The sequence below is a fragment of the Paenarthrobacter nicotinovorans genome, from assembly GCF_007670255.1.
GTDB lineage: Bacteria > Actinomycetota > Actinomycetes > Actinomycetales > Micrococcaceae > Arthrobacter > Arthrobacter nicotinovorans_B.
In genome coordinates this window covers 271,051-298,042 of record NZ_SZVS01000003.1, presented here as the reverse complement: position 1 = coordinate 298,042, position 26,992 = coordinate 271,051, and the positions used below count along the sequence as shown (strand labels likewise).

Here is a 26,992-nt window from a genome sequence, read left to right as displayed (position 1 = left end):
GATGCAATGTTCCGCCTGGCCAAGCTGTCCCTGGGTAACCGGGCCCTGATCGCGCTGATCACCGTCTTTGCGGCGGTGTTCGGCGTGATCACCATGGGCTCGCTTAAGCAGGAACTCATCCCATCGATCGAGTTCCCCCAGATCACCGTTGTCACCTCCATGCCAGGCGCCTCCCCCGAGGTAGTGGACAAGCAATTGAGCCGGCCCCTTGAGACCGCGCTGAACAGCGTTGAAGGACTTGAATCAACCTCGTCCACTTCACGCAACGGCGTCTCGCAGATCACCATGGTGTTCACTTACGGGTCCAATCTCGACCGGGCACGCAACCAGATCGACCGGGCCATATCCAACGCCAAACGCCTGTTGCCCGCCAACGTCGAGCCCCAGTCGATCGCGGGAAACATCAGTGACTTCCCGATCGTCTACCTGGCCGTGTCGTCGGACAAGCCCCTGAGTGAACTCAACGCCGACCTCCTGCGGCTCAGCGTGCCCCGGCTGCAGAAGATCGACGGCGTTCGCGGCGCCGATGTGACCGGCGGCGCCAGCCAGCACATCCTCATCAAACCGCGCCAGGCTGATCTCGCAGCCACGGGCGCCTCGGTCCAATCCATCAGCTCCGCACTGAAGAACAACGGGACCCTGGTTCCGGTCGGCACCATCGAGGACCAGGGCAAGACGTTGTCCCTGCAGCTCGGCAGTCCCGTGGACTCCCTGGACGTCATCAAGGGACTGCCCCTGGCGGGAACCAGCAAAGCCGCCACCATCGGAGCCGTGGCCGAGGTCAGCATCCAGGACGATGCCGCCACCTCCATCACGCGCACCAACGGAAAACCGACGCTGGCGCTGTCCGTCACCAAGAAGCCCGACGGCGACACTGTCGCGATCTCCCATGCTGTCCGTGATGCCATCGGACCGATGCAGGAGGAACTGGGCAACAACGCGACTTTCACGCCTGTTTTCGACCAGGCCCCCTTCATTGAAAAATCCATCAAGGACCTCACCACTGAAGGCCTCCTTGGTTTGGGTTTCGCAGTGGCCGTCATCCTGGTTTTCCTTATGTCCGTCCGCTCCACCTTGGTCACGGCCGTGTCCATCCCGTTGTCCCTGCTGATAACGTTCATCGGCATCTCGGCTACAGGGTATTCGTTGAATATCCTGACTTTGGGAGCCCTCACCATAGCCATCGGCCGCGTGGTGGACGATTCGATCGTGGTTATCGAGAACATCAAGCGGCACCTCAGTTACGGCGAAGCCAAGCTGACGGCCATCCTGACGTCCATCCGTGAGGTCGCAGGAGCCATCACTGCCTCGACGCTTACAACGGTGGCCGTGTTCCTACCGATCGCGTTCGTGGGCGACCTCGCAGGTGAACTCTTCCGTCCCTTCGCGTTGACGGTGACCATAGCGCTGTTGTCCTCGCTCCTGGTTTCCCTGACCATCGTCCCGGTCCTGGCCTATTGGTTCCTGTCGTCCCCCTCCAAGGGTGCTGTTTCGGCTGCTTCCGCCAAGGAAGCCGGGGAAAAGGCCCGTGAGGCGGAGCAACGGAGCCGACTCCAGCGCGGCTACCTTCCCATCCTGACAAAAACCCAAAAGCATCCGGTCATCACGTTGTCCGCAGCAGCGGTGATCCTGGTGGCCACCGTCGCCGTTTCCCCGCTGCTGAACACGGACCTCCTTGGCCGCTCGGGTGAGAACAGCATGACTGTCCGGCAGGTCCTTCCTGCCGGCACCAGCCTGCAGGCCACCAGCGACGAGGCAGCAAAGGTGGAGGACTCCCTGAAGGGAATCCAAGGCATCAAGGATGTCCAGGTCACCTCCGGCAATGCCCAGACCGGCTTTGCGGCCCTCACCTCCACAGGTGCATCAAACTCGACGTTCACGATCGTCACTGACGAGAAGGTCAACCAAGGCAAGCTCCAGGATGAAGTCCGCAGCAAGCTGTCAGCGGCTGCCGGCAAGATTACGGTTGGCTCCCAGCAAGGTGGCTTCGGCACGTCCTCAACAGTGGATATCACCATCAAGGCCGCCAACTCGTCCGACCTCAAAACTGCCAGTGATGCCATGGTCAAGGCCATGGACGGTGTTCCCGGCAGCACGGAGGTCGCGACGAACCTGGCGTCCACGCAGTCCGTGGTCCAGGTGCGCGTCGACCGCGCCAAAGCTGTAGCCGCGGGCTTGACGGAAGATCAAGTGGGTGCGTTCCTGGCTTCCACCGTCAGCCCGATCCCAGCCGGTACCGTCCGGATCGACACCGACGACTATCCTGTCCAGATCGGCGAAGGAACGCGTTTCACCAGCATCGCGGCCGTCAAAGCGCTCCAGCTTCCCACAGCCAAGGGCGGGGTCGCGCTCGAGACGATTGCCGCCGTCGAACAAGTGGACGTTCCTGTTTCCATCACCAGCAGCAACGGCCAGCGCACAGCGCGGGTGACCGTCACGCCGTCGGGGTCCAACCTCGGCAGTGTCAGCAGCGCGGTGCAGGAGCGGCTGAAGTCCGTACAGTTGCCTGCCGGAGTCACCGCAACCATTGGCGGGGCAACCACCCAGCAGGCGGAGTCGTTCCGCCAACTGGGCCTGGCCCTCCTGGCGGCGATCGCCATCGTTTACGTGATCATGGTGGCTGCTTTCAAGTCCCTTATCCAGCCCCTGATCCTGTTGGTCTCGGTGCCCTTTGCAGCAACCGGCGCCGTCGGTCTCCTGCTGCTGACCGGCGTTCCGCTGGGCCTGCCGTCGCTGATCGGCATGCTGATGTTGGTGGGTATCGTCGTCACCAACGCGATCGTCCTGATCGACCTCATCAACCAGTACAGGAAGCCGCACGAGGGCCGCCCGGGCATGAGCGTCTCCGATGCCATCACCCACGGCGCCCGGCAGCGTCTGCGTCCCATCCTGATGACCGCCCTCGCCACGGTATTTGCCCTGACGCCCATGGCGTTGGGACTGACCGGTGGTGGTGGCTTCATTTCGCAGCCGCTGGCGATCGTGGTGATCGGCGGGCTGGTCTCTTCCACCGCCCTGACGTTGGTGCTGGTTCCCGTGCTCTACAAACTCGTGGAAGGGCGCCGGGAGAAGAAGCAGCTGCTGAAGGACTTGCAGGAAAAGCCAACACCGGACCCGGGAAGCAATGGCCAGGGATCCAGTGGCGCTGAGGAGTTCCAGGACTGGACCACAGGCATGATTCCTCGGGTCAAGGGCCGCCGCGCCGCCCACAATCCGGGCGAGTAGACACACAGCAAACCTCGAAGCAGGGCCGGGAACATTTCCCGGCCCTGCTCTGTTACAGGCACTGATACATGCAAATGCATCTAGTTTGAGGTACACTGTTTACAGAGCCCGGCACCACGGGCAGGGAGAAAGGCACATCATGCAGATCGGCGTATTCAGCGTCAGCGATATCACGACTGACCCCACAACGGGCCGCACGCCCACCGAGAACGAACGCATCAAGGCGTCCGTTGCCATCGCCAAGAAGGTCGAAGAGATCGGCATGGATGTCTACGCTTTGGGCGAGCACCACAACCGGCCGTTCTTCTCTTCCTCCCCCACCACCACGCTTGCCTACATCGCGGCGCAGACCGAGCGCATCACGCTCTCTACTGCCACCACGCTGATCACCACCAACGACCCCGTGAAGATCGCCGAAGATTTCGCCATGCTTCAGCACCTGTCGGACGGCCGCGTTGACCTGGTCCTCGGACGCGGCAACACGGCCCCCGTCTACCCCTGGTTCGGCAAGAACATCCAGGACGGCATCGAACTGGCGATCGAAAATTACAGCCTGCTCCGCAAGCTGTGGGACGAGGACACCGTCAACTGGTCGGGCAAGTTCCGCACGCCGCTGCAGAACTTCACGTCCACGCCGAGGCCGCTCGACGACGTCGCGCCTTTTGTCTGGCACGGTTCCATCCGTACTCCGCAGATCGCCGAAGTGGCTGCGTACTACGGTGACGGCTTCTTCGCCAACAACATCTTCTGGCCGAAGGAGCACTACCAGCAGCTGATCGGCCTCTACCGTGAGCGCTACGAGCACTACGGACACGGCAAGGCCGACCAGGCGATCGTGGGCCTCGGTGGTCAGTTCTTCATGAGGAAGAATTCACAGGACGCCGTGAAGGAATTCCGCCCCTACTTCGACAACGCCCCGGTGTACGGCCACGGCCCGTCGCTCGAGGACTTCACGTCCCAGACGCCACTGACCGTGGGGAGCCCGCAGGAGGTCATCGAGAAGACCCTCACCTTCCGCGAGTTCTTCGGCGACTACCAGCGCCAGCTGTTCCTGATCGACCACGCCGGCCTTCCCCTGAAGACCGTCCTGGAGCAGCTGGACCTCTTCGGCGAGGAGGTCCTGCCCGTCCTGCGCAAGGAGTACGCCGCCATGAAGCCCGCCCACGTGCCGGACGCCCCCACCCACGCTTCCCGCGTGGCAGCGGCACTGGAGGCCAAGGTCAGCGAATCAGCAGCGGCAGGTGCTGCGGGCCAGGACGCCTGATGTCCACGCCATCGGCCTCATCTGCCGTTCGCCTCGCCGCCGAAACCTGGGAGTCTTTGTTCCGCTCCCAGGTGGCGGTGATGCGGAAGCTTCAGTCCGGGCCGGCCTTCAAGGCACTGCCCGTCAAGGAGTATGACGTCCTGTTCACCTTGTCCCGGTGCCCTTCCGGACAGCTTCGCCTGAACGAAATCAACGACAAGGTACTGCTGAGCCAGTCCAGCCTGAGCCGTTTGGTTGACCGCCTGGAAAAGCGAGGACTGGTGGAGCGCACAACCGCCCCCGACGACGGTCGCGGGGTCCTGCTGGCCCTCACCGACGCCGGGCGCGAACTGCAAAAAACCATCGGGCGCGAACACGTTCGCGACATCGCCACGCTGGTGGCACCCGCCCTCACGGCCGACGAGCAGCGGGAGCTGCTGCGACTGACGGAGAAGCTGCGCGCCTCCGTGGCCGGACACTAGCGCAAGGTCACGAGCTCCCGGTGGTTCTCCGCCGGGAGCTCTCCATTGACTGAAGCACTGACCTTGAGGGTCTTCAGCGAGAGGCTTCCGCCCACAGTGGAGAGGAACGCCGTATCCGAAGAATCCCGCCCGGCGGTGATGCGGACCATGGATTCGCGGGGCGCCAGGCCCGTGGGGTCGATGATCCGCCATGAACCGTCAACGTACGCCTCGGCGACGGCATGGAAGTCCATGGGGGTCAGTCCCGGCGCATAAACGGCCGCCAGGCGTGCAGGGACATCCTTGGACCTCAGCAGTGCAATGGCGAGGTGGGCAAAATCCCTGCATACTCCCCTGCGGTGGAGCAGCGTTTCCACGGCTCCGTCCGTTCCCCGCGAGGAACCGCTGACGTAACGGAGTTCACCATGGACCCAGTCACGGACGGCGTGGAGCAGCTCTTCCCCGTTAAGGGTGCCGAACTCGGCGTAGGAGGTGGGCAACAGCCGATCGGATTCGGCATAGCGGCTGGGCCTGACGTACCGGATTAGTTCCATCGGGGTAGATATATCGGGCAACGCGTTGCCGTGGATGGTTGCCGCGTACTCCACAGTCACCTCGCTGGGCTCGGCAAACTCAAGATAGTGGAACCGACCCCCGTGATGGTCACTGAGTTCAGCTATGGGAAGCTCCTCCCCCGCCACCGTGACCGACAGGTTCTCGGTGACCGAGTCATAGCCGGGGTTGTTGGCCACGGCAATGGCCATGGCCACCTTGGTGTTGGCTGCGGTCTTGAAAACGAGCGAGGCAGCAACGTTGCGTTCCATTGATCTCCGACACTGGGTTTGCGGCGGTCAGCCCCCATCGCCGCCAAATGTGTGAGTGAGCCAATCCGAGGACTACAGATTGACCTTCAGAGACAGTAGCATCCGTTGGACGTTGGCGAATTCAGAATAGTGGGCCACGTACTTTGCAGCGAGGTCCAAAGTGTCAAAGGATTTTGCCGGAGCGACTTTCTCATCTGCGGCGAAGGCATGCAGGGCAGGGACGTCCCCGAACGAATAATCGCCCTTGCCTGCCGGCCCCTGCACGCGGTTTGCCAGTTCACACGACTGGCCGTCGGCACCGGCCACCTTGTTGGTGATGCCGTAGGAGCCGAAGAACTTATAGCCCTGGATGACACGGAAGACAACGCGCGGATCGATGGTGTCGGGTCCGTCCGAGTGCGGTACATCCAAGGGCGTGCTGCTGATCACCACGTAGGGCTTTCCTTGTCCGGCCGGGCAAGGCGCCGCAGTGGCCGGGGCCAATCCCGTCTGTAGCGTGGCGATGTACTTCCCTGCCCCGTCCTTGACCTCCACTTTCACTGCTCCGGCCAAAGAACCAGCGTCCGGGGAGGCAGACTGGGCAATCCAATCCTTGGGAAGCTCGAAGCTGACGCTCTTGGCCGGATCAGTATAGGTTTTCCAGGAAAGGGCGGTGGGTACCGGTTGCGGGCCCGCACTTGAAGATCCCGAAGGGGCGTCTGTTCCGCTCGAAGCAGCCGAAGACGAGGGCTGACCAGCGTCACTGCCGGGACTCGCCGTCGTGCTTTCAGGGCTGCCTGTCCCCGATTCGGAACTGTTGGGACTGGACGACGCCGTGGAGGTCACTTGCGGCCCCTTGTTTTCCGACGAGCAGCCCGCCGCGCCGGCCACCAGGCAACCTGCCAGAGCCGCTGCAGCAAGTTTCAGCGGTATACCTTCGAGGTTCCTCGTGCCGGTCATGAGCACAGCCTAGCGGTGGGGAGGCCACGACACGCACAGGACTAGGCTTGCTCTATGGCCCCCACCGAGCACGACGAATTCGAGGACACCCTCCCTACGATGTCAGCGGTAGATATCGCTGACTGGCGCCTGAAGACCTTCGCCCTCTACGACAAAGTGCGTCAACTCGCAGAGACGAGTCCACGGCAGGCCCACGACTACTGGCGCCAGGAGCGGGATCTTATGTTTGCTTCACATCCTGCCTCAGCCTTGACGCCGGACATGAAGGCTTCTTTTTCCGGCCTGCGGACCGCCGGATACGACCCCGCCTACCGCTTCCACGCCAGGCTTCTCCCCGAGGGCGTGGGCCAGGAGATGAATGTCCAGACCGGCACCGACGGCGTGGTTCCCTTCACGCGGATCGGCACCTTTGAACTGCCCGGGCTGGGTTCCCTGGCTGTGTGGCGGCTGAGGAGCTACGGCGGCGGCATCTTCGTACCTTTCCGTGACGCGACAGCCGGGAAGCCCGGCGGCAGCTACGGGGCGGGCAGGTACTTGCTCGATACCGTCAAAGGCTCGTTCCATGGCACCAAGGAAACGGCTACCGGACAGGAGTTCATCCTGGACTTCAATTTCGCCTACAACCCGTCCTGCGCGTACAACGAAGCCTGGGCATGCCCCCTTGCCGGGCCAGCCAACCGGCTGGCCGCAGACGTTCCTGTCGGCGAGCTGTACGCAGGCTAGCCGAACAACCCGCCCGGCCCGAAGACTGCGAGCGCAGCAACAGCGGCAACGATGGTCAGTGGTGCCACCAGCAGCCCCATCACCGCATAGCCTTGCCATTTCACCAGCACGTTCATGCGCACCAGCCGGTCATGCCAGAGCAAAGTAGCCAATGAGGCCCACGGCGCAATCAAGGGACCGGCGTTGACCCCCACCAGCAGTGCAGCCATTCTTTCCGGCGTTCCCGCCAGAGGTTCAGCCAGGAGATAGGCCGGCAGGTTATTGACGACGTTGGACCCCAGAGCCCCGGTCAGCGCGAGCCTCAGGAGTTCGAAGAAGCCATCGCCTTGGCCTGCCACTTGGCCGAGCAACGCCGACGCGCCCAGATATTGGGTGGCCTCGACCACCAGGAAAAGCCCACAGGTGAACAGCAGAAGGGACCAGGGAATCAGCGTGATCTTCAGGACGGCCGGGCGGCGGATGATGAACAGGACGGCCAGGACCACAGCGGCGACGGCTGCCGGAATCCAGATGGCGATTCCCGACACCAGTGCCGGCAGCAGCAGCACCAGGACTGCTGCGCTGCCTGTCAGCAGCAGCCGGTCGGGAGCCTTTGCCTCGGATATTGCCGCGGGACGGGAAGCATCCAGGCCGTAGCTCTTTCGCAGCTCGCGGCGGAACACCACGGCAATGAACGCCAGGGGCACCAGGATGGCCGCCAGCGACGGTGCCCACATCAATTGCGCAAATTGTGCTGGTGTGATGCCACCCAGATTGTGCTGGGCAAGGAGGTTGGTGAGATTGGAGATCGGGAGCAGCAGACTGGCCGTGTTGGCCAGCCATACCGTTGTCAGCGCAAAGGGCAGGACCGGGAGCCCCGCCTGGCGGGCCACTGTGACAACCACCGGGGTGAGGAGGACTGCTGTCGTGTCCAGGGACAGGAAGATCGTGCTCAGGGCCGCAAACAAAGCCAGCAGCAACCACAGCAGGACGCTTCGCCCGCGCCCCCACCGGCGCAGGCGCCGCGCGATCCACTGAAACGTGCCGGCTTCACTGACGAGCTCGGTCACCACGGTCATCGCGACGACGAACGCCAAAATTGGTGCGACGCGATCTACGAGGACCATGACTTCGTGCCATGGCAGCACACCCGTAGCTACGCTCACCCCACCCGCTACAAGGAGAACCAGTCCAATTATCGCCAGACGCATGAGCAGGATTCTAAGCCCCGCACCTGACGGGATTCCCGCGCGGCGCGGAGACGGCGTCACGGTATCGTAAGCAATGGCCCTCCCCTTGGGTTTCCGCGATGCCTAGCCTTGAATCATGAACAGACTCCGGAGGTCGATCCGGTCCCACAAGGCCCTCGCGTCCGTTGCGGGAGTGGTGGCTTTCATGATTCTCGTACTCGGGGCTTTCCTGTTTCAGCCGTGGCGGCTTTTTACCAGCAGCAGCCTGGACGAAGCCCTGCCGGTTGCCACGGCGTCGGGGGTCACCACGCCGCGGCAACCATCACCCGATGCCACCGCGCCACGCAGCGGACCCACCCTGGTGGACGGGCCGCTTGTTGTGAGGTCGGGCATGTTCCAGTCGCAGGAACATTCGACCACCGGTACGGCACAGGTGCTCAAGCTCCCGGATGGAAGCCACGTGCTCCGTTTGGAAGGCCTGGCCAGCAGCGACGGCCCCGATGTCAAAGTGTGGCTGAGCAGTTTGGAGGCCGGTGGCGATTGGTACAAGTACCGCGGGGGACGCTACGTGGACCTGGGTGCGGTCAAGGCCACGCACGGCAACCAGAACTATGCCATCCCGGCGGGAACAGACATCACAGACCTGGCCTCGGTGGTCCTATGGTGTGATCGCTTCAGCGTGGCATTTGGATCGGCCCCGCTCGCCTAATGCCTTGCGAGGTCCGCTCTGCGCGTCATGGACGAACCATGCGACGTAAAGCGGGCCTCGCAACGCGTGGGAGGACGTAGGATGTCATCATGACTTCCCCGTTTCCCCGTCGTGTCGCCCGCGTACGCCCCCTGAATCCAACCTCCCCGGACGAGCACTTCTTCATCGCGAATGACGCAACAGACTTCGCCTCGGACGAAGGAAAGTCGTGGATGGTCATCGAATCCCCTTTTCCCTCTTCCCGGGCCAACGCCGCCAGCCCTGGCCGCGCGGGGTGGGAGCGGGGCTCAACAGTGACCGAAGACGCCTTCACGTTCCTGGCGCCCTCCGTGCCGGTCAATGTCCTTGGCATGGCGCACAACACAGGACAGCCAGGCCGCGAGCTGCCGCCGCAAGCGTTCCACAAAGCGGCATCCAGCGTGGTGGGTCCGGGCGAGGCGATCGAACTCCAGGCGAACGTGGGCCATGTGGACCCCGAGGCGGAACTGACGATCGTCATAGGCCAGGCGGCGCGCGCGTTGTCCCTGGAAACGGCAGCCTCGGCGATTCTCGGCTACACGATCGGCAATGATGTTTCGGCGCGCGATCTCCAGAAGACCGACGAACTCTGGATCAGCGCCAAGAGCCAGGACACCTTCACCCCCGCAGGACCTTGGATCGTCACGCAGCTGGACCCCACGGATCTGAAGATCGGCATCGTCCACAACGGCCGCGAGCTGGAGTCTGCGGGTTCGGCGGACCTCGGCTGGAAAGTGGACGAGATCCTGGTCTACCTCACATCGTTCATGACCCTCCAGCCCGGTGATCTGGTCCTCACCGGATTCCCGGCCGGGACCGCCCGCATCCAACCCGGTGACACCGTGACGTGCCGTGTGGAGGGAATCGGCGAACTCACCAACCCCGTGCGCGGCGCTTCGTGGGAGGAGCTGCCTGCCTAGTGTGTCAGGCTTAAGACCATGGAGATAGCTGCGGACGCCACAGGCCTGTTGCCATCTCCCCCTCAAAAACCACCCCGCAAACGGCATCGCGGCATCCTGAAGTACCCCGTAGTGCGGCAATTGATCCGCTTCAGCGGTGTCGGAGTCATCTGCACGGGAAGCTCGCTGGCCATCTACGCGCTGCTGCGTCCCTTGATCGACCCCCAGTTGGCAAACGCCGTGGCCTTGATTTTGACCTCGTTGATGAACACGGCACTGAATCGGCGCCTGACGTTCAAAATTACCGGCAGCAGGAAACGGGCCCGGGACCACCTCAGCGGAGTCATCGTGATCGGTATCGCATTGCTCATCACGGGCGGGAGCTTGGGTGTGCTGCATCTGTTCAAGCCGGACGCCAGCGTCGCTGAGGAGCTCTGGACAACAACGTTGTCCGGTTTCGTAGCCACCGCTGTCCGCTTCACCTTGCTGCGCCACTGGATTTTCCGCCGCGCGCGGCACGTTTAGCCCGGCCTGTCAGCCCGCCTGTGGTGCGGCAAGGCTCCTGACACGCCCGACGGCGGTTTCCACGGCGACGGCGGCTGCCTCCAGGTCGGCGTCGGAAATGGTGGAGGTGAAACTGAACCTGACAGCCGTCTGGGCCGTTTCCGGAACGATGCCCAAGGCCAGCAACACTGGAGACGGCGCATCGGAGCCTGCGGCGCACGCCGATCCGCTGGAGCACACAACGCCCAGCCGCTCCAGCTCGAGCAAGACGGATTCGCCGCTGGTTCCCGGAAAGCAGAAGGACGCGACCGACGGCAGGCGTTCGCTGCGATGGCCGGTGAGCCAAGCGTCCGGCACCGTGTCCAGGACCCGGTCAATGAAGCGGTCACGCAACTGCGCGACGCGTTGGGCCTGAGCCGGCTGTTCAGCATGGGCGAGTGCCAACGCCGTGGACAAGGCTACGGCTCCGGCCACATTTTCGGTCCCGGAGCGCTTTCCGCGTTCCTGCCCACCCCCATGGATGAGCGGTTCAACTCGCAGTCGCCCTTTAAGGAAAACGGCACCGGATCCTTTAGGCGCCCCCAGTTTGTGTGCCGAAATGCTCATGGCGTCCACACCGAGAACCTTGACATCCAGCGGGAACCACCCGGCGGCCTGGACCGCATCGGTGTGGAAAGGAACCCCTTGGGCGTGGGCCACTGCAGCGAGCCCTGCAATGGGTTGGACGGTCCCGATTTCGTTGTTGGCGTACATGATGCTTACCAGGGCCGTCTCCGGCCGAAGAACCCTTCGCAGCCCATCCGCGGTGACGAGTCCGTCGCCGTCGACCGGAACGATGTCCACAGCGAAGCCGTGGACGCGTTCGAGGTAACGGGCTGATTCCTCCACGGCGGGATGCTCGACGGCGCTGATCACCACACGGTTGAGCGCTGGATCGGCGGCCTGCCGGGCGAGGGCGATGCCCTTGACGGCCAGGTTGTCGGACTCCGTGCCGCCCGAGGTAAACGTCACCTCACCAGCACGGCAATTGAACACTTTCGCGACGCCGGAACGCGCTTCTGCGAGCGCCGCCGCCGCTGCCTCCCCCAGGGTGTGGTGGCTTGAGGGATTGCCGAATTCACCGCTCAGGTAAGGCCACATGGCCTCAAGTACCTCACGGCGGACGGGGGTGGTGGCCGCAGCATCCAGGAAGATCATCTCAGGACACGGCTTTCAGTTCAGACCCGAAGTCAGTTCGATGTCCAGGCCAAGGTCCAGGGCGTTCACGCTGTGGGTCAGGCCGCCGATGGAGATCACGTCGACTCCGGCTGCGGCAATGCCGGTGACGGTGTCGAGGTTGACGTTGCCGCTGGCTTCCACGATCGCCCTGCCGTCCACTTGCTTGACTCCGGCGCGCAGCTCCTCCAGGGAGAAGTTGTCCAGCATGATGGTGTCCACCCCCGCAGCCAACACGGGTTCGATCTGTTCGGCACTGTCCACTTCGACCTCGAAGTGCGTGGTGTGGCCAAGCTGGGCTTTGGCTGCGATCAGCAGTTCTGTCAGTTTGGTGGTGTCGCCCCCGGTCATGACGGCCAGGTGGTTGTCCTTGGCAAGTACGGCGTCGGAAAGGCTGTAACGGTGATTCGCGCCCCCACCGCAGCGGACCGCGTACCGTTCCAGCACCCGCAGCCCCGGGGTGGTCTTGCGCGTATCAGTGATCCGGGCACGCGTTCCTTCCACCAAGCGGACGAATTCCGCGGTCTTGGTGGCAATGGCACTCATGCGCTGCACCAGGTTCAGGCCCACCCGTTCGGCCATCAGTACCGACCGTGCACTGCCGTTGACGCGCGCCAGGTGCGTTCCGGCGTCGAAGGCTTCACCGTCGCCGAGCAGCAATTCGACCTCGGTGTCGGGGTCCACGATCTTCATGGCGTCGCGGAAAACGGTGCCGCCGCTGAAGACGCCCGGCACCCGGGCGTTGAGGACGGCGACCGCCCGCGCCTCGGCCGGGATGAGCAGCTGGGAGGTGACGTCGCCGCTGGGAGCATCCTCAGCAAAGGCCCGCTCCAGGATGTCCCGCACGGGGGCGGCAGGGAGGGTCAGGTTAGTCATGGACGAGGCTCGCTTTCGGGCTCATGGTGTCACTCTTGTCAAAATCGACGACGGCGGCTGCTTGGGTCACGTTGTCGCTGCGGTAGTGCGCCCCCAAGGACCCGGGCCGCTCCCGGGCCGCACGCACGAGCAATTGGGCCGCCAACAGCAGATTGGCATCCTCATGCACCCGCACCTCCAAGGAACCAGGAACATCCAAGGGCAACAGTTCCTCAGCCCACGCCTCAAGCGCAGCCTCAGCCTCGGCCAGCAACACCCCACTCCGAAGCACCCCGGCCTTGGCGGTCATCAGCCGCTGCAACGCGGCCCTGGAGAAGCCGCTCACAGGTGCTGCCGGGGCACCTACCGGCAGTTCCAGAGTCCCCGACAGCGCCGTTGTCGCGTGAGAGCCCGTGCCGGCCGCCGAGCGTGCGAGGCGTTCGCCGGCACGAGGATCGAGCGCAGGCGCCAAGGGGGCTGTGGAACTGCCGCCCGCGGCCGAGTTAGCACGCAGAGGGAGTCCGCTGGGCGGGACCTCGGACACACCCAGGAACGCTTCAACAGCCCGCCGCCCAAACACGAGACCTTCAAGCAACGAGTTACTCGCCAGCCGGTTTGCGCCCTGCACGCCGGTACAGGCGACCTCGCCGGCCGCGTACAGGCCCGGAACAGTGGTCCGGCCGTGAAGGTCGGTCACCACGCCGCCCATCCAGTAGTGCGCCGCCGGTGCGACGGGCACCAGTTCCTTGGTCCAGTCCAAGCCTGCCTGCCGGGTGTGGCGGCTCAACGTTGGGAAGCGCTTGTCCAGGAAACCCGCGCCGCGCAGTTCCTCAATGACGGTGGCATCGAGGTAGACCTGGCCGTTCGTCTCACCCAACGAGGCCAGGTGCAGGGCAATACTGCGGGAGACCACGTCCCGCGGTGCGAGCTCGACGTCGGGGTGGTACCCGGGCATGAAGCGATATCCATTGGCGTCAACAAGGAGTGCGCCTTCACCGCGGACGGCCTCGGAAATAAGCAGGGGGTGCGCATCGCCGCCGGCTGCCGCTGCTGGCCTGTGGGAGACCATGCAGGTGGGGTGGAATTGGAAGAATTCGAGGTCGGTCACGGCGGCTCCGGCGCGCCAGGCCAGTGCCAGGCCGTCCGCGGTTGCCACCGAGGGGTTGGTGGTTTGGGCGAACAGCTGACCGGCCCCACCGGTGGCAAGGAGCACGGCGTCGCCCCGGAGGCTTTGGGCTAGTCCTTCATGGAGGAATTCGACGCCAACCACGCGGCCGTCGTCGTGGGCCAGGGAAGTGACCTGGGCGTTCCCGAACACCGTGATCCTGCCCTGTGCCTGGAAGTCCAGCACGGACGCTATCAGCGCCGCTGCCACCCCCGCCCCGGTGGCGTCCCCTCCGGCGTGGAGGATGCGTGGAGCTGAATGCGCGGCTTCGAGCCCCAGCGCCGGGCCGCCGTCGTCGTCAAGGTCGAAACGGACGCCGAACCGCTCCAGCCCGGCGATGTCCCACCGTGCTTCGGTGCACAGTATCCGCACCGCCTCTTCGTTGCAGTGTCCGGCGCCTGCGCGCAGCGTGTCAGCGATGTGGGCGGCCACCGTGTCACCGGGAGCGGGTTCCTCCAGTACGGCGGAAATACCGCCCTGCGCGTAGTACGTGTTGCTGCCTGCGAGCGCACCTTTGGTCAGCAGCACCACCTCCGCGCCGGACTCCGCGGCGAGCAAGGCAGAATACAGGCCGGCGATGCCGCTTCCGACGACGATCAACCGTCCGGGCGCGGGCCTTGCGGCCGGGTTCTCTGTAGTCATGGGGGGCTCGATTCGAACTAGGTGGAGTGCCTGTTGTGCTAGGCCGGCTTGGCGGCCAGCATGCGCTCCAGGGCAATCTTGGCGTTGTCCTGGACGGTGTCGTCCACAGTGATGCGGTTGACGATGCGGCCCTCGACGAGCTCCTCAAGCACCCAGGCAAGGTAGCCAGGGTGGATGCGGTACATCGTGGAGCACGGGCAGATGACGGGATCCAGGCAGAAGATGGTGTGCTGCGGGTTTTCCGCGGCGAGCCTGTTCACCATGTTGATCTCGGTACCGATGGCGAAGGTGGTGGGCTCTGTGGCCGCGGCAATCGCCTTCTTGATGAAGTCGGTGGAGCCCGCCGAGTCCGCTGCGTCCACGACCTCCATGGGGCATTCCGGGTGCACGATCACGTTGACGCCGGGGAAGTCCTGGCGGGCCTTCTCGATCTGGGCTACGTTGAAGCGTTTGTGGACCGAGCAGAAGCCGTGCCAGAGGATGACCCGTGAGTCCAGCAGCGTCTGTTCGTCGTTTCCGCCCAGTTCCTTGCGCGGGTTCCACATGGGCATCTGTTCCAGGGGTACGCCGAGGGCCTTGGCTGTATTGCGGCCGAGGTGCTGGTCGGGGAAGAACAGGACGCGCTGGCCGCGTTCGAAGGCCCATTCGAGCACAACTTTGGCGTTGGACGAGGTGCAGACGATTCCGCCGTTGCGTCCGCAGAAGGCTTTCAGGGCGGCGGAAGAGTTCATGTAGGTCACGGGAATGACCGGAACCCGCCCGGTGGCATCGGGTTCGGTGCCGAAGATTTCCTCAAGCTGCTCCCAGCACTCTTCCACGGAGTCCTCATCGGCCATGTCTGCCATGGAGCATCCGGCGGCGAGGTTGGGCAGGATAACCGCCTGCTCCGGGGTGGAGAGGATGTCGGCGGTTTCGGCCATGAAGTGCACGCCGCAGAAGATGATCGCTTCGGCGTCCGGCTTGGTCAGCGCAGCGTTGGCCAGCTGGAACGAGTCACCCACGAAATCCGCATACTGGATGACCTCGTCACGCTGGTAGAAGTGGCCCAGGATGACGGCGCGGTCCCCGAGTGCCGCTTTGGCGGCCCGGATGCGGGCGTCAAGTTCGGCGTCGCTGGCTTTTTTGTACTCTTCCGGCAGTTGGCCTTGGCGCGGCGTTGCCGGCGGCGCGATGTCGTCGCTGGAAGCACCCGGACCGTAGGCGGGTGCACCGGAGAGGGCTTCGGCGAGATCGTATTCCCATGGGCCCCTGGCCAAGGCCGGGCTGCAGGTTGATCCTGCGCGGGAGAGGCCCTTCTCTGCTTCCTCGCGGGTGATCAGCTGGACGGCGGTGTTGACGCTGCTCATGGTGTACTCCTGTTGTCTGGCCCGAGGCCGGGTGTTCCGGTGAAGCGGTAGAGGCGTGGGGGACGGTGTTTGCCGCCCTGGAGATATTCACCGGTTTCTTCTATTTCCGGCGTGGCTTTGATGTGGCGGCGGAAGTTCGCGGGATCGAGCTGGCGGTCCAGGACCGCTTCATAGACTTCACGGACCTGCGCCAAGGTGAAGTACTCCCCCAGCAAGTGGTAGGCGATGGATCCGTAGGCCATCTTGTTGCGCAGGCGCCAGAGGGCGTAGTCCACGATTGCTTTGTGGTCGAACGCGAGGTCTCCGACCTTGTCCGCCCGGAACCACCGCACATTCTCGGACTCGTCGGCGAGCGCTGCCTCTGTCGGCTGCACCAGGGCCCAATAGACGATCGAGACAACGCGCTGGCTGGGCGAGCGATGCAGGCCGCCGAAGGCGTACAGCTGTTCCAGGTAGTGCGGCGTGAGGCCGGTGGTCTCGCGGAGGTTGCGGGAGGCGGCATCCTGCAGTGATTCATCGTGGGCCAGAGGACCTCCGGGGAGGGCCCACATGTCTTTATATGGTTCCCGGATCCGGCGGACCAACGGGAGCCAGAGGGTGGGCCTGCCGGATTTTTCGCTGGGTCGGAGGGCGAAAATCACCGTGGAAATAGCCAACGACGGCGGCGCGAGTCGCCTTTCGGCGACGTTGGCGGAGCTTGGATTCACGGCGTTCACCTCGCTTCATCGCCGCTTTGAGCAGTCCTTGCAGTCAGGACTGCGCTAGTTAAAGTCACATTGACTAGAACTAATGGTACGACTCCGCAGCCTTCCAGCAAAATGCTTTGCGTCACACTGACTTGGCGGCGGCTTCCATCAAAGGCAGCGTCCGGCCCTGGATATGGCTGTTCAGCACGATCACCGAGGAACACCGGACTACGGATTTGGTGGCGATCATGGCGTCCAGGACCCGCTGCATGTCCGGATTGGACCGAGCCGCGATGCGCACCATCAGGTCCGAATTGCCCGTCACGGTATGGACTTCGATGATCTCCGGGATGGCACTCAAGCTCTCAATGATGGCGTCATGGCCGATCTCCTGGGTAATGGTGACCGAGCAAAACGCCACTACCGGGAATCCGAAGTTGGCCGGATCCGGCTGCGGCACCCAAGAGCCGATGACGCCGTTTTCGATCATCCTGTCGATCCGGGACTGCACCGTGGCGCGCGCAACCCTGAGTACCCGTGAGGCTTCCAGCACGGAAGATCGCGGCGAATCAGTGAAAAAACGTACAATTTTTGCATCAAGCGCATCGACCAGCATCAAAGTTCCTGTCCCCGGGGATCCCTACCCATCACATCGCCTAAGCAAAAAGTGATGTATCTTACAAACTGCGAGAATTATTCCACGCTCTTGCTGCGTCGTCGACGCCCGCTTGCCCAGCCCACGAGGCGGGCACGCCAAACCCGTTTGCAATCCATAGAAGGTAGACACGTATGACAACGAAGTCCATCGCGGCTCCTGCCCCAACCTCCGGCCTCGGGCATTCGCTCAAACCGCGGCAACTGACCATGATGGGGCTTGGCAGCGCCATTGGCGCAGGACTGTTCCTTGGTTCCGGCGCGGGCGTGCAAGCCGCAGGGCCGGCAGTCCTTATCTCCTATCTCGTTGCCGGAACATTGATCATCCTGGTGATGTGGGCCCTGGGCGAAATGGCAGCAGCCAACCCCAACAGCGGCGCTTTCTCCGTCTACGCCGAGAAAGCGATGGGCAAAACCGCAGGCGGGACCATCGGCTGGCTGTGGTGGTTGCAATTGGTGGTGGTCATTGCCGCTGAGGCCCTGGGAGCCGCAGGACTGCTCTTCTCCGTGTGGCCGGTCATCCCCGTGTGGATCCTGGCACTGGTCTTCATGGTGGTCTTCACCGGAATCAACCTGGTAGGAGTGAGGAACTTCGGCGAATTCGAATTCTGGTTCGCCATCCTCAAGGTCGCAGCAATCGTCATCTTCCTGCTTATCGGAGCCGCACTGCTGTTCGGTTGGCTTCCGAACGTCCCCTCCCCCGGACTCTCGGCCTTCGGCGACTTCGCGCCCCACGGCATCGGCGGCATGGCCGCTGCACTCTTCGTTGTGATCTTCGCTTTCGGCGGCACGGAAATCGTCAGCGTGGCGGCAGCAGAAACCGAAAACCCGGCGCACAGTGTGGGCAAGGCGATCCGCACCGTGGTCTGGCGCATCCTGGTCTTCTACATCGGGTCCGTCTTTGTCATCGCGGCGATCCTCCCCGTGGGTTCGGATGGCCTGAAGTCGCCCTTTGCCGGAGTCCTCGACATCGCCGGCATTCCCGGTGCCGGAACCGCCATCACCTTGGTGGCCGTTGTAGCTCTGCTTTCGGCCTTGAATGCCAACCTCTATGGCGCATCCCGCATGATCTTCTCACTCTCCGAGCGCGGCGAAGCACCACGGATCCTGTCGAAGCTGAGCGGCGCCAAGGTTCCCGTAGCCGCCGTCGGAATCTCGGTGGCCTTTGGCTTCGTCGCCACGGTCCTCGAATTGCTCTTCCCGGAGAAGATCCTGCCCGCCCTGCTGAACCTCGTGGGGTCCACCTGCCTGGTGGTGTGGGGAACGGCACTGGTCTCACAGTTCATCCTGCGCCGCCGGGCAGACCGCGAAGGCGTTGAGCTGCCCTTGCGGATGAAGGGCTTCCCCTATCTCACCATCGTGGGACTGGTCCTGCTGGGCATCATTTTCGTGGTGGGCTTCGCCAACCCGGAGAGCGCCGGCCAGCTCATCGGTACGTTCCTCCTTATCCTGGTGATTGCGGCCGGATGCTTCCTCAACGCCAGGGCAAAAGCCGGCAAGGAAACGCACCACGGCGGATAGTCTTCTGTCAGCAACATCCTAGAAGCCCTGCACAGTTTGTACTGTGCGGGGCTTCTTTGCTTGTTCAACTTGTACAAAGTGTTTGCTGGATACTGAGCTTATTGCGAAGACGCATCGTCGGTGACTAGGGTCACAGCCATGACGACCAAACCCGCGCTGGCCGCCGTCGACGACGACGCCGCCCCGCTCACCCACCACCAACTCCGCGAGCTGTACACGCTGATGGCAGTGGTCCGGCACCTGGACACCTCAGCTGTGGCATGGCAACGCCAAGGCATCATCCCCGGCTACGCACCCGAACTCGGGCAGGAAGCAGCCCAGGTGGGCAGCGGATACGCCGTGGACAGGAGCCGGGACTTCGTGTTCCCCACCTACCGTGAGATGGGTGTGGCACGGGCCATGGAGCTGGACATGGTGGGCTACATGTCCACCCACAAAGCCACGTGGCACGGCGGGATGTACAACCCCATGGAGTCCAGGTTCGCGCCCATCCAGGCAGTTGTGGCCGGCTCCGTCCTGCACGCTGTCGGCTGGGCCCATGGCCAAACGCTGTCCCACCCTGACGGGGAGACCGGCGTAGCCATGACCTACTTCGGCGACGGCGCGTCCTCCCAAGGCGACGTCCACGAAGCCATGAACTTCGCAGCCGTCATGAAGGCGCCCGTGGTGTTCTTCATCCAGAACAACGGCTGGGCCATCTCCGTCCCCACCGAACGCCAAGTGGCAGGAGGATCCGTGGCAGCCCGGGCTGCCGGATACGGCATTCCCGCACTGCAGGTAGACGGCAACGATGTCGTTGCCGTCTACGAGGCCACCCGGTCCGCCTTCGCCCACTGCCGGAACGGCAACGGTCCAGTGGTGATCGAGGCCATGACGTACCGGCGCGGACCGCACTCCACCGCCGATGACCCCGGCCGCTACCGGACCCTGGAGGAGGAACGACTGGACGCCGGCGAGGACCCGCTGACGCGGTTCAAGCAGCGGCTGCTCAGCGACGGCGTTGCAGACGAGGACTTCTTCGCCGAGGCGCAACGCCGGGCAGAGGAAGAAGTGGAAACCATCCGCACGGGAATCCAGGATCTCGGCCCCCGACCCGGAGCCGAAATGTTCGGCCTGGTTTTCCAGGAACCAACTCCCTCCCTTCAGTCCCAGGCCACCGCGTGGCGCGAGGAGTCAGAACATGTCTGAGACCATCACAGCATTGCCCTCCGCGAACACCGGAGCCCCCGGCATCCAGCAACTGTCCATGCAGCAGGCGCTGAACCTGGCGCTCGATGAGGTGCTGGCAGAAAACCCCAAGTCCCTCATCTTCGGAGAGGACTGCGGCCGCCTCGGCGGCGTCTTCCGCATCACCGACGGCCTCCAGGCCAAGCATGGCGAGGACCGCGTCTTCGACACCCCACTTGCTGAATCGGGCATCCTGGGCATGTCCGTGGGACTGGCCATGGCGGGTTTCCACCCCATTCCCGAAGTCCAGTTCGACGGCTTCGCCTATCCGGCCATCAACCAGATCATCTGCCAGATCGCCCGGATGAACTACCGAAGCCGCGGCACCATGCCCATGCCCATCACCCTGCGCGTGCCCAGCTTCGGCGGCATCCGCGCTCCCGAGCACCACGGCGAGAGCCTGGAAGCCCTCTTTGCCCACGTACCTGGCCTCAAGGTGGTCTCGCCGTCGAACCCGCACGATGCCTACCATCTGCTCAAGTACGCGGCCACGCGGCCGGATCCAGTGATCTTCATGGAACCGAAATCCCGCTACTGGCAGAAGGGAGCGGTGGATACGACGTCCGACGACGACCGGCCCACCGGAGCCCGCGTGGCGCGGGAAGGCCGGCACCTGACACTCGTCGCCTGGGGCGCCATGGTGTCCCGCTGCCTCCAAGTCGCTGAGCTCGCCGCAGAGGACGGGATCAACGTCGAAGTCCTCGACCTGCGCTGGCTGAAGCCGATCGATGCCGAGGCCTTGGCAAGGTCCGTGGGAAAGACGCGGCGCGCCGTCGTCGTGCATGAAGCGCCCCTGACCTCAGGCCTTGGCGCCGAAGTCGCCCAGCTCATCACCCAACAGTGCTTCGACACGTTGAAGGCGCCGGTGGAACGCGTCACCGGCTTTGACGTGCCCTACCCTTCCGGTGACCTGGAGGACGAATACATTCCCAACATCGACCGCATCCTCTTTGGGATCCAACGTGTACTGGAGTACCGCCGTGGCTGAAATTTCCTTCCCTCTTCCCGATTTGGGCGAAGGCCTCATCGAGGCCACCGTGCTGGACTGGCTGGTGGAACCAGGACAGCAGGTTGAACGCAACCAGCCCATCGTTGAGCTGGAAACAAGCAAGTCCGCGCTCGAATTGCCGAGCCCCCAGGCGGGTAAAGTTGTCCGTATTCACGGAGCGCCGGGAGAGATCATCAATGTCGGCGCCCCGCTGATCGTGTTCGAAGTTCCGGACGATACCGCCGGAATCGTGGGCACTGTTCCGAAGGACGAAGCACCCAAGCGCCGGGTCCGCCTGAGCGCCGTACTCGATGAGGACTGACATGATGACCGGCAGGCACACCGTGGAACAGCACAGGCACACAGTCGAAGGAACGGACCCCGGACTGTTCGTGGAAGTTCACGAGCCGGCCTCCGACGCCGGACTCCGCCCGGTCCTGCTGATTCATGGCTTCTCCTCCTCCAGCAAACTGAACTGGGCAGACAGCGGCTGGATCACCACCCTCCAGGAAGCCGGACGCCGGGTGATCACCGTGGACCTTCCGGGACACGGCCGGAGCCACTCCCCCGAGGACCTGGATTCCTACACGCCGAGCCGGATCCGCGCCGACCTTTTGCAGATAGTGACCGACGCCGGAGCCCGGCCCCTGCGCGACGGCGACCCCTCCACCGGACTGGATGTCATCGGCTACTCGCTGGGTTCGCGTCTGGCCTGGGAATTCGGGGCCACGCAGCCGGACCTCGTCCACAGGATCGTCCTGGGCGGGCCAAGCTCAGCTGACCCCTTGGCCGCCTTCGACCTCGCTGCTGCCCAACGGCACCTGGCCGACGGCACTCCCATCGAGGACGAATCCACCAACGGGCTCTTGAAAATGGCCCAGCTGCTTCCCAGCAACAACCTGTTTGCCATGTTGTCCCTGATCGAGGCCATCAAGGGCGAGCCGTTCGATCCCGCGGAGGCCGCCCCGCACGTGCCCCTGCTGCTGGTCGCCGGGGAAAAGGACGAACGGGCGGCAACCATGCCGGAGCTGGCCGCCATGGCAGCAAAACGCGGTGGGCTGGTCGAAACCCTGGTTATCCCCGGGCGCACGCATACCAACGTAATCACCAGCAGGGCCTTCAAGGAGGCCGCCATCGAGTTCCTCGGAGTCTAGCCCCCAGCTGAGAAGGCGACTGCTCCCCTCAACGGCTGGCCCTCTAACGGGCCAGCCGTTCTGCGTTAAGGCTCATGCGTTCCAGGACGCTCAGCGCCATCGCGTACTCGTCGATGCCGATCCCCATCGAGAGGTCCTGCCGTGCATCTTCCACCAGCAGCTGGGCCTGGTGATATCTTTCCCGCCCGCGCTCGCTCAGAGCCAGACGGTCATCGATCATGGTGATCATTCCGTGCCCCACCAAAGCAGCGAGTTCACGCTCGCGCAAGCGGCCATCACCACCCCACAGCGGCTTCAGCACGTCTTCAAGCTGGTCCGGAAGCATGGCACCATCGGCCAACGTAGCCAGAGTCTGCCATTGACGGCGGGTCAGCTTGATCCGGGCCAAGGTGCGATCCAACTGGACCTCCAGCGCGGCGTCCAGCCTCTTGATCCAATATCCGATGGGCTTGTTCACAAGGCCATGCTTTCAGTGGAGGCGGCGGCGGGCAAGGTCCGGAAGGTAGGCTTGGGAAAGCAATAAATAACGTGGAAGTGGAGCGAATGGGCATGCGTTTCAAGGACCGGTCGGAAGCCGGTCGGCGCCTGGCTGAAGCACTCCCGCAACTGAGGGAGCGTCCCGATACCATCGTCCTGGGGCTCGCCCGGGGCGGTGTGCCGGTGGCCGCCGCAGCCGCCTCGGAACTGTATTTGCCCTTCGGCGCCGTACTGGTGCGCAAACTCGGTATCCCGGGCAGGGATGAAACTGCTTTCGGCGCATTGGCGTGGTCAGGTGGCGATGTGCTCCGGATCATCAACAGGCCGCTCCGGGAACTCATTCTCGCCCGCGGTATCCCGCAGTCGGCCTTGGACACTGTGGAAGCCCACGAACGCCCGGAACTGTTGCGCCGGGCCAAGGAGTATCCCGGGACCAGCCACGATCTCCGCGGGAAGACCGTCGTCCTGGCAGACGACGGCCTTGCAACCGGGGCCACCATGCGCGCCGCTGTGGAAGCCGTCAGGGCAGGCGGAGCGAAGACCGTGATTGCCGCTGTTCCAGTGGCGTCTTTGGAGGCCTCATCATCACTGGCGCGGGTTTGCGATGTCGTCATGGCCCTCCACACTCCGGGCAAGTTTCATGCAGTGGGCGCTTTCTACCAGCACTTCGAGCAATTGACGGACGAGGATGTCATGGACTTGTTGAAGGGTGCTGCGGCCAAAGGGCAGCGTCAGTAGCTTCGTCCGCCCGTAGCGCCAACGTCGGGCGGCGGTAGTTGAAGGAACCGCGTCGAGTTCATGTGTCCAGACGTTCGTTGTAAACCCTGAGGGCTCTCCACATCAAAAGTGCCAAAGCTGCTACGAGGATGCCAACACCGGCTTTCATCACCAAGGGCCCAAGGCTGCCCAGCAAGGCATACATGTCGAGTATCCAACCGACCAGGATCATCAACAGCCCGATACTCAGGCCGGCATAGCTTATTTTCTTCATTAAGTCCCCCAAAGATTTGATGAGTTCATTCCTCACAGCACCATCTTGGAGTGCCTGCCTACATGCAAAAATGACGCCGCTCGACTGAGATCTTTCGAATATTGCCTGATCGACTCTGCCGTTGCACCATGGAGCTTCCGCTTCCAGCGCGAAACAAGAGGGGCGCAGCCGTCACGGCTGCGCCCCTCATTTGCCTTGGCTGCTAGTGGTGCACGCTGTAACCAAGCGGGCGGCCACGGGTTTCCTTGGCGAGGATCACGCCGAGTGCCGAGATGATGCACAGCCCCATGATGTAGAGGCCCACAGACCCGGACCACTTGGTGGAGTCCAGCAAGGCCTGGGCAATCAAGGGCGCAAATGCACCACCCAGAATGGCACCGAGTGCGTAACCGATCGAGATGCCCGAGTAGCGCACCTGGGCCGGGAACATCTCTGCGTACATGGCGGACATCGGACCATAGGAAAGGCCGAGGCCGATGGTCAGGATGAACAGGGCCATGCCATAGAGCAGGATGTCCTTGGTGTCGATCAGGACGAACATCGGGATCATCCAGGCAAACACCAAACCGTAACCAATCAGGAAGGTCTTCACGCGGCCGATCTTGTCAGAGAGCCAGCCACCGACCATGGTGAAGATCAGCCAACCGAAGGATGCGATGGTAGTGGCCAGCAAAACCTGTGGCGCCGGCATCTTCAGCGCCTTGGTGGCGTAGGAGATGAAGAAGGCGATGAGAAGGTAGCCCGCGGCGTTGTTGGCGATGAAGATCAAGGCAGCGAGAACAACTTCCTTCTTGTTCCGACGGAAGAGCTCACCCAGAGGTGCCTTGCTCTCAGCCTTGCGCTGGGCGAGTTCCTTGAAGACCGGGCTCTCACCGACGGCCCGGCGGATTGCGTACCCCACAACGATCAAGACGACAGAGAGCAGGAACGGTACCCGCCAGCCCCAGGCTGTGAAGGCCTCCTTCGACATGCCGGACTGCAGGAAGAACAACAGTCCAGTGGCCAGGATCATGCCGATGGGCACACCAATCTGGGGGTAGGCGCCAAAGAGCCCGCGCTTCTTGATGGGGGCGTGCTCCACTGCCATGAGGGCTGCTCCACCCCATTCGCCGCCCGCTGAGAATCCTTGGACCACGCGGAGGAAAATCAGCAATACCGGCGCCCAGAGACCGATCGTCTCGTAGGTGGGGAGCACACCGATCAGCGCTGTAGCCGCTCCCATCATGACCAGCGTCATGACCAGTACGGCCTTGCGTCCCATCTTGTCGCCAAGGTGGCCTGCCACAAACGCACCGAGGGGACGGAACAGGAAACTGATGCCGATCGTAGCAAAGGAAAGGAGTTGGGCGACTCCCGGGTTGGACTTTTCCAGGGGAGAAAGGAACAACGGTGCCAACAGGGTGGCGGTGAGCTGGGCAAAGATGAAGAAGTCGTACCACTCGATGGTGGTGCCCACCAGGGTTCCCGCCAGAACCCGGCGCTCTTCGCGCTTGCTGCTTGGGCCCGACGGCGAGTCGACAGTGGAAGTTGCGGTCATTGGAACTCCATTGGGGTGAAAGTGCGATGCGAGACGTGCATAACCGACAGAACGGTCAGTTAGGAAACCATACTACAAGCTGTGACTCAAAGCACAGCCTTGTCAACACGCCGCCAACATAGGATGGTTCGCATGAATCCACGCAGCGGCGTCAACGGCCAACAGCAAGCGGGGACCCAAGTCCCGCCGTCGCAAACACTCTCCCGCGGAATCCGCGCGCTGGAGATCCTCGCCGCAGCCGATCGTCCCCTCAGCATCGGGGAACTTACCGAAGCCCTGGGCGTGCACCGCTCCGTCGCCTACCGGATACTCAGGACGCTGGAAGACCACTCCCTGGTAGTCCGCGACGATTCCGGGCAGGTCCAACCGGGTCCCGGTCTTTCCGTTCTGGCCAGCGGGGTTTCCAGGAACCTGCAAACCGCCGCCCTGCCGGAGCTGACTCAACTGGCCAACACCCTGCACATGACAGCATTCATCGCCGTGTGGGACCACCAGGAATGCGTCACACTGGTCACGGTTGAACCACGCCACACCGGCGCGGCCCTCGCCCAACATCCAGGGAGCCGGCACCCCGTCAACACCGGCGCTCCCGGCATTGCCATTCAATCAAGCATGACCGAAGAACGGTGGCAGCAGGTGGGTGCGGGCAACCCGTACCGGCCTGAAGCCCATGAGGCCCGCCGACTCGGCTACGCCACCAGCCATGATGAAGTAGTGGCCGGCTTGTCCTCCATCGCCGCCCCCATCAAGGTTCCGGGCGGACGGCCGGCCGCGATCGCCGTCGTCTATATCCGGCTTGACCAGGACGCCGACGAGGTGGGCCAGGCCTTGGCGGCCAGTGCGGCACGTATCGAAAGCCAACTGGCCTGAGGTCATTCGTTCCACGCCAAGGAGTGTGCCCCGGCACACAAGACTGAGGGCCGGCGGATCTCGAATACTCGACGAAGGACAGGACCGCCTTGGCCTGGCCTTGTTCGAGTTTCGGAAGGAACCCCATGAGCCTGAATCTTCTTGACACCTCCAACTGGCTGCCCCTGGACGGCCTGGCGCCCGGCTTCGATGCCAACAAGGCGCCCACCGTCCAGGATTTGGCGGGCAAGGAACTGACGGTGGTCGGCGACGGCGGCCCCATGACTTTCAGCTTCGACGACGAAGAAGTCACGTGGACAGCCGCAGGCTACACGGGCACCTCGACCTACGAGGTCTTCAAGGTTGCCGAGGACCTTTACTATGCGCAGTGGCACAGCAGTGTTGATGCTGGACTCGCGGTCTCGCTCATTGCGGACCTGGCCAACGGCCGCGGCCTGTACATCGGGGCGCAGCTGGGCCGGGCAACCCCGGGGTCCACGGCCGTGCAGCATGATTTCCGGGTCGGCACGCTGGAGGGCCTCACAGCCAGAGGTGACGCCATCGGCGAAAGCACAGCCTTGATCGGCCGCCGCGTCGAATGGATTTACAGCCCGGTCCACGCCTACGAGCACGTCTACCTCAGCCCCACCTGGTACACGTGGCAATGCCTGGCCGGTCCGGAGCGTGGCTTGGCGGACACCGATTCCAACACCGTTTTCCAGGTCAGGCCGGGCATTTTCGTGTTCACGTGGCGCGAGAAGGTGATTCCGTGCGGATCGGTGACCGTTGCCGATCACCGCGACGTCAACGCCATCCGTTCCCACGGCAGCCTGTTCGGTTGGGACGAAGCCGGCGTCAATCCCGTCCACTTCACGTTCGGAGCGCATGGCCGCTTGATCAGCGTCAGCCACCACAGCCCCGAATTGAACCCCGCAATCTAAGCACCCACAACGCGGAAGCGTCCCCGGCAG

Annotated in this window: 27 protein-coding genes; 15 read left to right on the top strand and 12 right to left on the bottom strand. The window is 63.5% G+C overall.

Annotated features, from left to right (window positions below):
- The first annotated feature begins 6 nt into the window (after nucleotides 1-6).
- The 3 genes from FDP28_RS06695 (at nucleotide 7) to FDP28_RS06685 (ending at nucleotide 4,950) form a co-directional block, all read left to right on the top strand.
- Complete coding sequence (locus FDP28_RS06695; protein ID WP_144659929.1) at nucleotides 7-3,225, top strand: efflux RND transporter permease subunit; 3,219 nt, start codon at nucleotides 7-9, stop codon at nucleotides 3,223-3,225.
- A gap of 139 nt (nucleotides 3,226-3,364) precedes the next feature.
- Nucleotides 3,365-4,489, top strand: a complete 1,125-nt coding sequence (locus FDP28_RS06690) for an LLM class flavin-dependent oxidoreductase (RefSeq protein WP_144659928.1) — start codon at nucleotides 3,365-3,367, stop codon at nucleotides 4,487-4,489.
- The gene (locus FDP28_RS06685; RefSeq protein WP_144659927.1) at nucleotides 4,489-4,950 is read left to right on the top strand and encodes a MarR family winged helix-turn-helix transcriptional regulator; all 462 of its coding nucleotides are present in this window, start codon (nucleotides 4,489-4,491) and stop codon (nucleotides 4,948-4,950) included. The genes FDP28_RS06690 and FDP28_RS06685 overlap by 1 nt, the downstream gene beginning before the upstream one ends.
- On the opposite strand, the gene FDP28_RS06680 is transcribed toward FDP28_RS06685, so the two are convergent.
- Both FDP28_RS06680 and FDP28_RS06675 read right to left on the bottom strand, forming a co-directional pair.
- The gene (locus tag FDP28_RS06680; protein WP_144659926.1) at nucleotides 4,947-5,753 is read right to left on the bottom strand and encodes a transglutaminase-like domain-containing protein; all 807 of its coding nucleotides are present in this window, start codon (nucleotides 5,751-5,753) and stop codon (nucleotides 4,947-4,949) included. The genes FDP28_RS06685 and FDP28_RS06680 overlap by 4 nt on opposite strands.
- A 72-nt stretch (nucleotides 5,754-5,825) precedes the next feature.
- On the bottom strand, nucleotides 5,826-6,692 hold the full coding sequence (locus FDP28_RS06675; protein ID WP_144659925.1) for a hypothetical protein: 867 nt from the start codon (nucleotides 6,690-6,692) through the stop codon (nucleotides 5,826-5,828).
- Nucleotides 6,693-6,746: 54 nt separating this feature from the next.
- Between FDP28_RS06675 and FDP28_RS06670 the strand changes: the two genes are divergently transcribed.
- The gene (locus tag FDP28_RS06670; RefSeq protein ID WP_144659924.1) at nucleotides 6,747-7,415 is read left to right on the top strand and encodes a DUF1684 domain-containing protein; all 669 of its coding nucleotides are present in this window, start codon (nucleotides 6,747-6,749) and stop codon (nucleotides 7,413-7,415) included.
- Here FDP28_RS06670 and FDP28_RS06665 read toward each other — a convergent pair.
- Entirely contained in the window at nucleotides 7,412-8,605 is a 1,194-nt protein-coding gene (locus tag FDP28_RS06665; RefSeq protein WP_144659923.1) for an SLC13 family permease, read from the bottom strand. The two genes, FDP28_RS06670 and FDP28_RS06665, sit on opposite strands and share 4 nt — an antisense overlap.
- A gap of 115 nt (nucleotides 8,606-8,720) precedes the next feature.
- On the opposite strand from FDP28_RS06665, the gene FDP28_RS06660 reads away from it, so the two are divergent.
- From FDP28_RS06660 to FDP28_RS06650, 3 genes are all read left to right on the top strand, one after another.
- Nucleotides 8,721-9,293, top strand: coding sequence for a DM13 domain-containing protein (locus FDP28_RS06660; protein ID WP_144659922.1), 573 nt, complete (start codon nucleotides 8,721-8,723; stop codon nucleotides 9,291-9,293).
- Between the two features lie 89 nt (nucleotides 9,294-9,382).
- Nucleotides 9,383-10,231 carry a fumarylacetoacetate hydrolase family protein gene (locus FDP28_RS06655; protein ID WP_144659921.1) on the top strand — a complete coding sequence of 283 codons (849 nt, stop codon included), beginning with the start codon at nucleotides 9,383-9,385 and terminating at the stop codon, nucleotides 10,229-10,231.
- Nucleotides 10,232-10,249: 18 nt separating this feature from the next.
- Nucleotides 10,250-10,735: a GtrA family protein gene (locus FDP28_RS06650; protein WP_144659920.1), complete on the top strand. Its 486-nt coding sequence runs from the start codon at nucleotides 10,250-10,252 to the stop codon at nucleotides 10,733-10,735.
- Between the two features lie 9 nt (nucleotides 10,736-10,744).
- Here the strand turns inward: FDP28_RS06650 and FDP28_RS06645 are convergent, their stop codons facing one another.
- From FDP28_RS06645 to FDP28_RS06620, 6 genes are all read right to left on the bottom strand, one after another.
- Nucleotides 10,745-11,911, bottom strand: coding sequence for a cysteine desulfurase family protein (locus tag FDP28_RS06645; RefSeq protein ID WP_144659919.1), 1,167 nt, complete (start codon nucleotides 11,909-11,911; stop codon nucleotides 10,745-10,747).
- Between the two features lie 15 nt (nucleotides 11,912-11,926).
- Complete coding sequence (gene nadC, locus FDP28_RS06640; protein ID WP_144659918.1) at nucleotides 11,927-12,805, bottom strand: carboxylating nicotinate-nucleotide diphosphorylase; 879 nt, start codon at nucleotides 12,803-12,805, stop codon at nucleotides 11,927-11,929.
- Nucleotides 12,798-14,591, bottom strand: coding sequence for an L-aspartate oxidase (locus FDP28_RS06635; RefSeq protein ID WP_144659917.1), 1,794 nt, complete (start codon nucleotides 14,589-14,591; stop codon nucleotides 12,798-12,800). The genes nadC and FDP28_RS06635 overlap by 8 nt, the downstream gene beginning before the upstream one ends.
- Nucleotides 14,592-14,629: 38 nt before the next feature.
- Entirely contained in the window at nucleotides 14,630-15,937 is a 1,308-nt protein-coding gene (gene nadA, locus FDP28_RS06630) for a quinolinate synthase NadA (RefSeq protein ID WP_144659916.1), read from the bottom strand.
- Nucleotides 15,934-16,653: an NUDIX hydrolase gene (locus FDP28_RS06625; protein WP_144659915.1), complete on the bottom strand. Its 720-nt coding sequence runs from the start codon at nucleotides 16,651-16,653 to the stop codon at nucleotides 15,934-15,936. Before FDP28_RS06625 ends, nadA begins: the two co-directional genes overlap by 4 nt.
- 112 nt (nucleotides 16,654-16,765) lie before the next feature.
- Nucleotides 16,766-17,239: an Lrp/AsnC family transcriptional regulator gene (locus FDP28_RS06620; RefSeq protein WP_141282652.1), complete on the bottom strand. Its 474-nt coding sequence runs from the start codon at nucleotides 17,237-17,239 to the stop codon at nucleotides 16,766-16,768.
- A gap of 173 nt (nucleotides 17,240-17,412) precedes the next feature.
- On the opposite strand from FDP28_RS06620, the gene FDP28_RS06615 reads away from it, so the two are divergent.
- The 5 genes from FDP28_RS06615 to FDP28_RS06595 all read left to right on the top strand — a co-directional run bounded on the left by FDP28_RS06615 (nucleotide 17,413) and on the right by FDP28_RS06595 (nucleotide 22,167).
- Nucleotides 17,413-18,798 (top strand): amino acid permease, encoded by a 1,386-nt coding sequence (locus tag FDP28_RS06615; protein ID WP_144659914.1) that lies wholly within the window; start codon nucleotides 17,413-17,415, stop codon nucleotides 18,796-18,798.
- A 138-nt stretch (nucleotides 18,799-18,936) separates the two neighbouring features.
- Nucleotides 18,937-19,986, top strand: coding sequence for a thiamine pyrophosphate-dependent enzyme (locus FDP28_RS06610; RefSeq protein WP_144659913.1), 1,050 nt, complete (start codon nucleotides 18,937-18,939; stop codon nucleotides 19,984-19,986).
- Nucleotides 19,979-21,013: an alpha-ketoacid dehydrogenase subunit beta gene (locus tag FDP28_RS06605; RefSeq protein ID WP_144659912.1), complete on the top strand. Its 1,035-nt coding sequence runs from the start codon at nucleotides 19,979-19,981 to the stop codon at nucleotides 21,011-21,013. The genes FDP28_RS06610 and FDP28_RS06605 overlap by 8 nt, the downstream gene beginning before the upstream one ends.
- Complete coding sequence (locus FDP28_RS06600; protein ID WP_064721759.1) at nucleotides 21,006-21,335, top strand: biotin/lipoyl-containing protein; 330 nt, start codon at nucleotides 21,006-21,008, stop codon at nucleotides 21,333-21,335. The genes FDP28_RS06605 and FDP28_RS06600 overlap by 8 nt, the downstream gene beginning before the upstream one ends.
- Nucleotide 21,336: 1 nt before the next feature.
- The gene (locus tag FDP28_RS06595; RefSeq protein WP_144659911.1) at nucleotides 21,337-22,167 is read left to right on the top strand and encodes an alpha/beta fold hydrolase; all 831 of its coding nucleotides are present in this window, start codon (nucleotides 21,337-21,339) and stop codon (nucleotides 22,165-22,167) included.
- A 43-nt stretch (nucleotides 22,168-22,210) separates the two neighbouring features.
- On the opposite strand, the gene FDP28_RS06590 is transcribed toward FDP28_RS06595, so the two are convergent.
- On the bottom strand, nucleotides 22,211-22,624 hold the full coding sequence (locus tag FDP28_RS06590; protein WP_144659910.1) for a MarR family transcriptional regulator: 414 nt from the start codon (nucleotides 22,622-22,624) through the stop codon (nucleotides 22,211-22,213).
- Nucleotides 22,625-22,710: 86 nt separating this feature from the next.
- Between FDP28_RS06590 and FDP28_RS06585 the strand changes: the two genes are divergently transcribed.
- Entirely contained in the window at nucleotides 22,711-23,382 is a 672-nt protein-coding gene (locus FDP28_RS06585; protein ID WP_186313539.1) for a phosphoribosyltransferase, read from the top strand.
- 58 nt (nucleotides 23,383-23,440) lie between these two features.
- Here the strand turns inward: FDP28_RS06585 and FDP28_RS06580 are convergent, their stop codons facing one another.
- A complete protein-coding gene (locus FDP28_RS06580) occupies nucleotides 23,441-23,671 on the bottom strand; it encodes a hypothetical protein (RefSeq protein ID WP_144659908.1) in 231 nt (76 codons plus the stop codon).
- A gap of 166 nt (nucleotides 23,672-23,837) precedes the next feature.
- On the bottom strand, nucleotides 23,838-25,172 hold the full coding sequence (locus tag FDP28_RS06575) for an MFS transporter (RefSeq protein ID WP_144659907.1): 1,335 nt from the start codon (nucleotides 25,170-25,172) through the stop codon (nucleotides 23,838-23,840).
- Nucleotides 25,173-25,295: 123 nt separating this feature from the next.
- On the opposite strand from FDP28_RS06575, the gene FDP28_RS06570 reads away from it, so the two are divergent.
- Together FDP28_RS06570 and FDP28_RS06565 are read left to right on the top strand one after the other, a co-directional pair.
- Nucleotides 25,296-26,042, top strand: a complete 747-nt coding sequence (locus tag FDP28_RS06570; RefSeq protein ID WP_144659906.1) for an IclR family transcriptional regulator — start codon at nucleotides 25,296-25,298, stop codon at nucleotides 26,040-26,042.
- Nucleotides 26,043-26,167: 125 nt separating this feature from the next.
- The gene (locus FDP28_RS06565; protein WP_144659905.1) at nucleotides 26,168-26,962 is read left to right on the top strand and encodes a MoaF C-terminal domain-containing protein; all 795 of its coding nucleotides are present in this window, start codon (nucleotides 26,168-26,170) and stop codon (nucleotides 26,960-26,962) included.
- Nucleotides 26,963-26,992: the final 30 nt, after the last annotated feature.

Bases quoted from the DNA above. Each gene is read 5' to 3' on its own strand.
- FDP28_RS06670 (WP_144659924.1), top strand. From the start codon at position 6,747: ATGGCCCCCACCGAGCACGACGAATTCGAGGACACCCTCCCTACGATG.
- FDP28_RS06595 (WP_144659911.1), top strand. From the start codon at position 21,337: ATGATGACCGGCAGGCACACCGTGGAACAGCACAGGCACACAGTCGAA.
- FDP28_RS06680 (WP_144659926.1), bottom strand. From the start codon at position 5,753: ATGGAACGCAACGTTGCTGCCTCGCTCGTTTTCAAGACCGCAGCCAAC.
- FDP28_RS06690 (WP_144659928.1), top strand. From the start codon at position 3,365: ATGCAGATCGGCGTATTCAGCGTCAGCGATATCACGACTGACCCCACA.
- FDP28_RS06615 (WP_144659914.1), top strand. From the start codon at position 17,413: ATGACAACGAAGTCCATCGCGGCTCCTGCCCCAACCTCCGGCCTCGGG.
- FDP28_RS06605 (WP_144659912.1), top strand. From the start codon at position 19,979: ATGTCTGAGACCATCACAGCATTGCCCTCCGCGAACACCGGAGCCCCC.
- FDP28_RS06660 (WP_144659922.1), top strand. From the start codon at position 8,721: ATGAACAGACTCCGGAGGTCGATCCGGTCCCACAAGGCCCTCGCGTCC.
- nadC (WP_144659918.1), bottom strand. From the start codon at position 12,805: ATGACTAACCTGACCCTCCCTGCCGCCCCCGTGCGGGACATCCTGGAG.
- FDP28_RS06620 (WP_141282652.1), bottom strand. From the start codon at position 17,239: ATGCTGGTCGATGCGCTTGATGCAAAAATTGTACGTTTTTTCACTGAT.
- FDP28_RS06665 (WP_144659923.1), bottom strand. From the start codon at position 8,605: ATGCGTCTGGCGATAATTGGACTGGTTCTCCTTGTAGCGGGTGGGGTG.
- FDP28_RS06655 (WP_144659921.1), top strand. From the start codon at position 9,383: ATGACTTCCCCGTTTCCCCGTCGTGTCGCCCGCGTACGCCCCCTGAAT.
- FDP28_RS06585 (WP_186313539.1), top strand. From the start codon at position 22,711: ATGGGCATGCGTTTCAAGGACCGGTCGGAAGCCGGTCGGCGCCTGGCT.
- FDP28_RS06695 (WP_144659929.1), top strand. From the start codon at position 7: ATGTTCCGCCTGGCCAAGCTGTCCCTGGGTAACCGGGCCCTGATCGCG.
- FDP28_RS06575 (WP_144659907.1), bottom strand. From the start codon at position 25,172: ATGACCGCAACTTCCACTGTCGACTCGCCGTCGGGCCCAAGCAGCAAG.
- FDP28_RS06570 (WP_144659906.1), top strand. From the start codon at position 25,296: ATGGTTCGCATGAATCCACGCAGCGGCGTCAACGGCCAACAGCAAGCG.
- FDP28_RS06565 (WP_144659905.1), top strand. From the start codon at position 26,168: ATGAGCCTGAATCTTCTTGACACCTCCAACTGGCTGCCCCTGGACGGC.
- FDP28_RS06675 (WP_144659925.1), bottom strand. From the start codon at position 6,692: ATGACCGGCACGAGGAACCTCGAAGGTATACCGCTGAAACTTGCTGCA.
- nadA (WP_144659916.1), bottom strand. From the start codon at position 15,937: ATGAGCAGCGTCAACACCGCCGTCCAGCTGATCACCCGCGAGGAAGCA.
- FDP28_RS06635 (WP_144659917.1), bottom strand. From the start codon at position 14,591: ATGACTACAGAGAACCCGGCCGCAAGGCCCGCGCCCGGACGGTTGATC.
- FDP28_RS06645 (WP_144659919.1), bottom strand. From the start codon at position 11,911: ATGATCTTCCTGGATGCTGCGGCCACCACCCCCGTCCGCCGTGAGGTA.
- FDP28_RS06610 (WP_144659913.1), top strand. From the start codon at position 18,937: ATGACGACCAAACCCGCGCTGGCCGCCGTCGACGACGACGCCGCCCCG.
- FDP28_RS06685 (WP_144659927.1), top strand. From the start codon at position 4,489: ATGTCCACGCCATCGGCCTCATCTGCCGTTCGCCTCGCCGCCGAAACC.
- FDP28_RS06650 (WP_144659920.1), top strand. From the start codon at position 10,250: ATGGAGATAGCTGCGGACGCCACAGGCCTGTTGCCATCTCCCCCTCAA.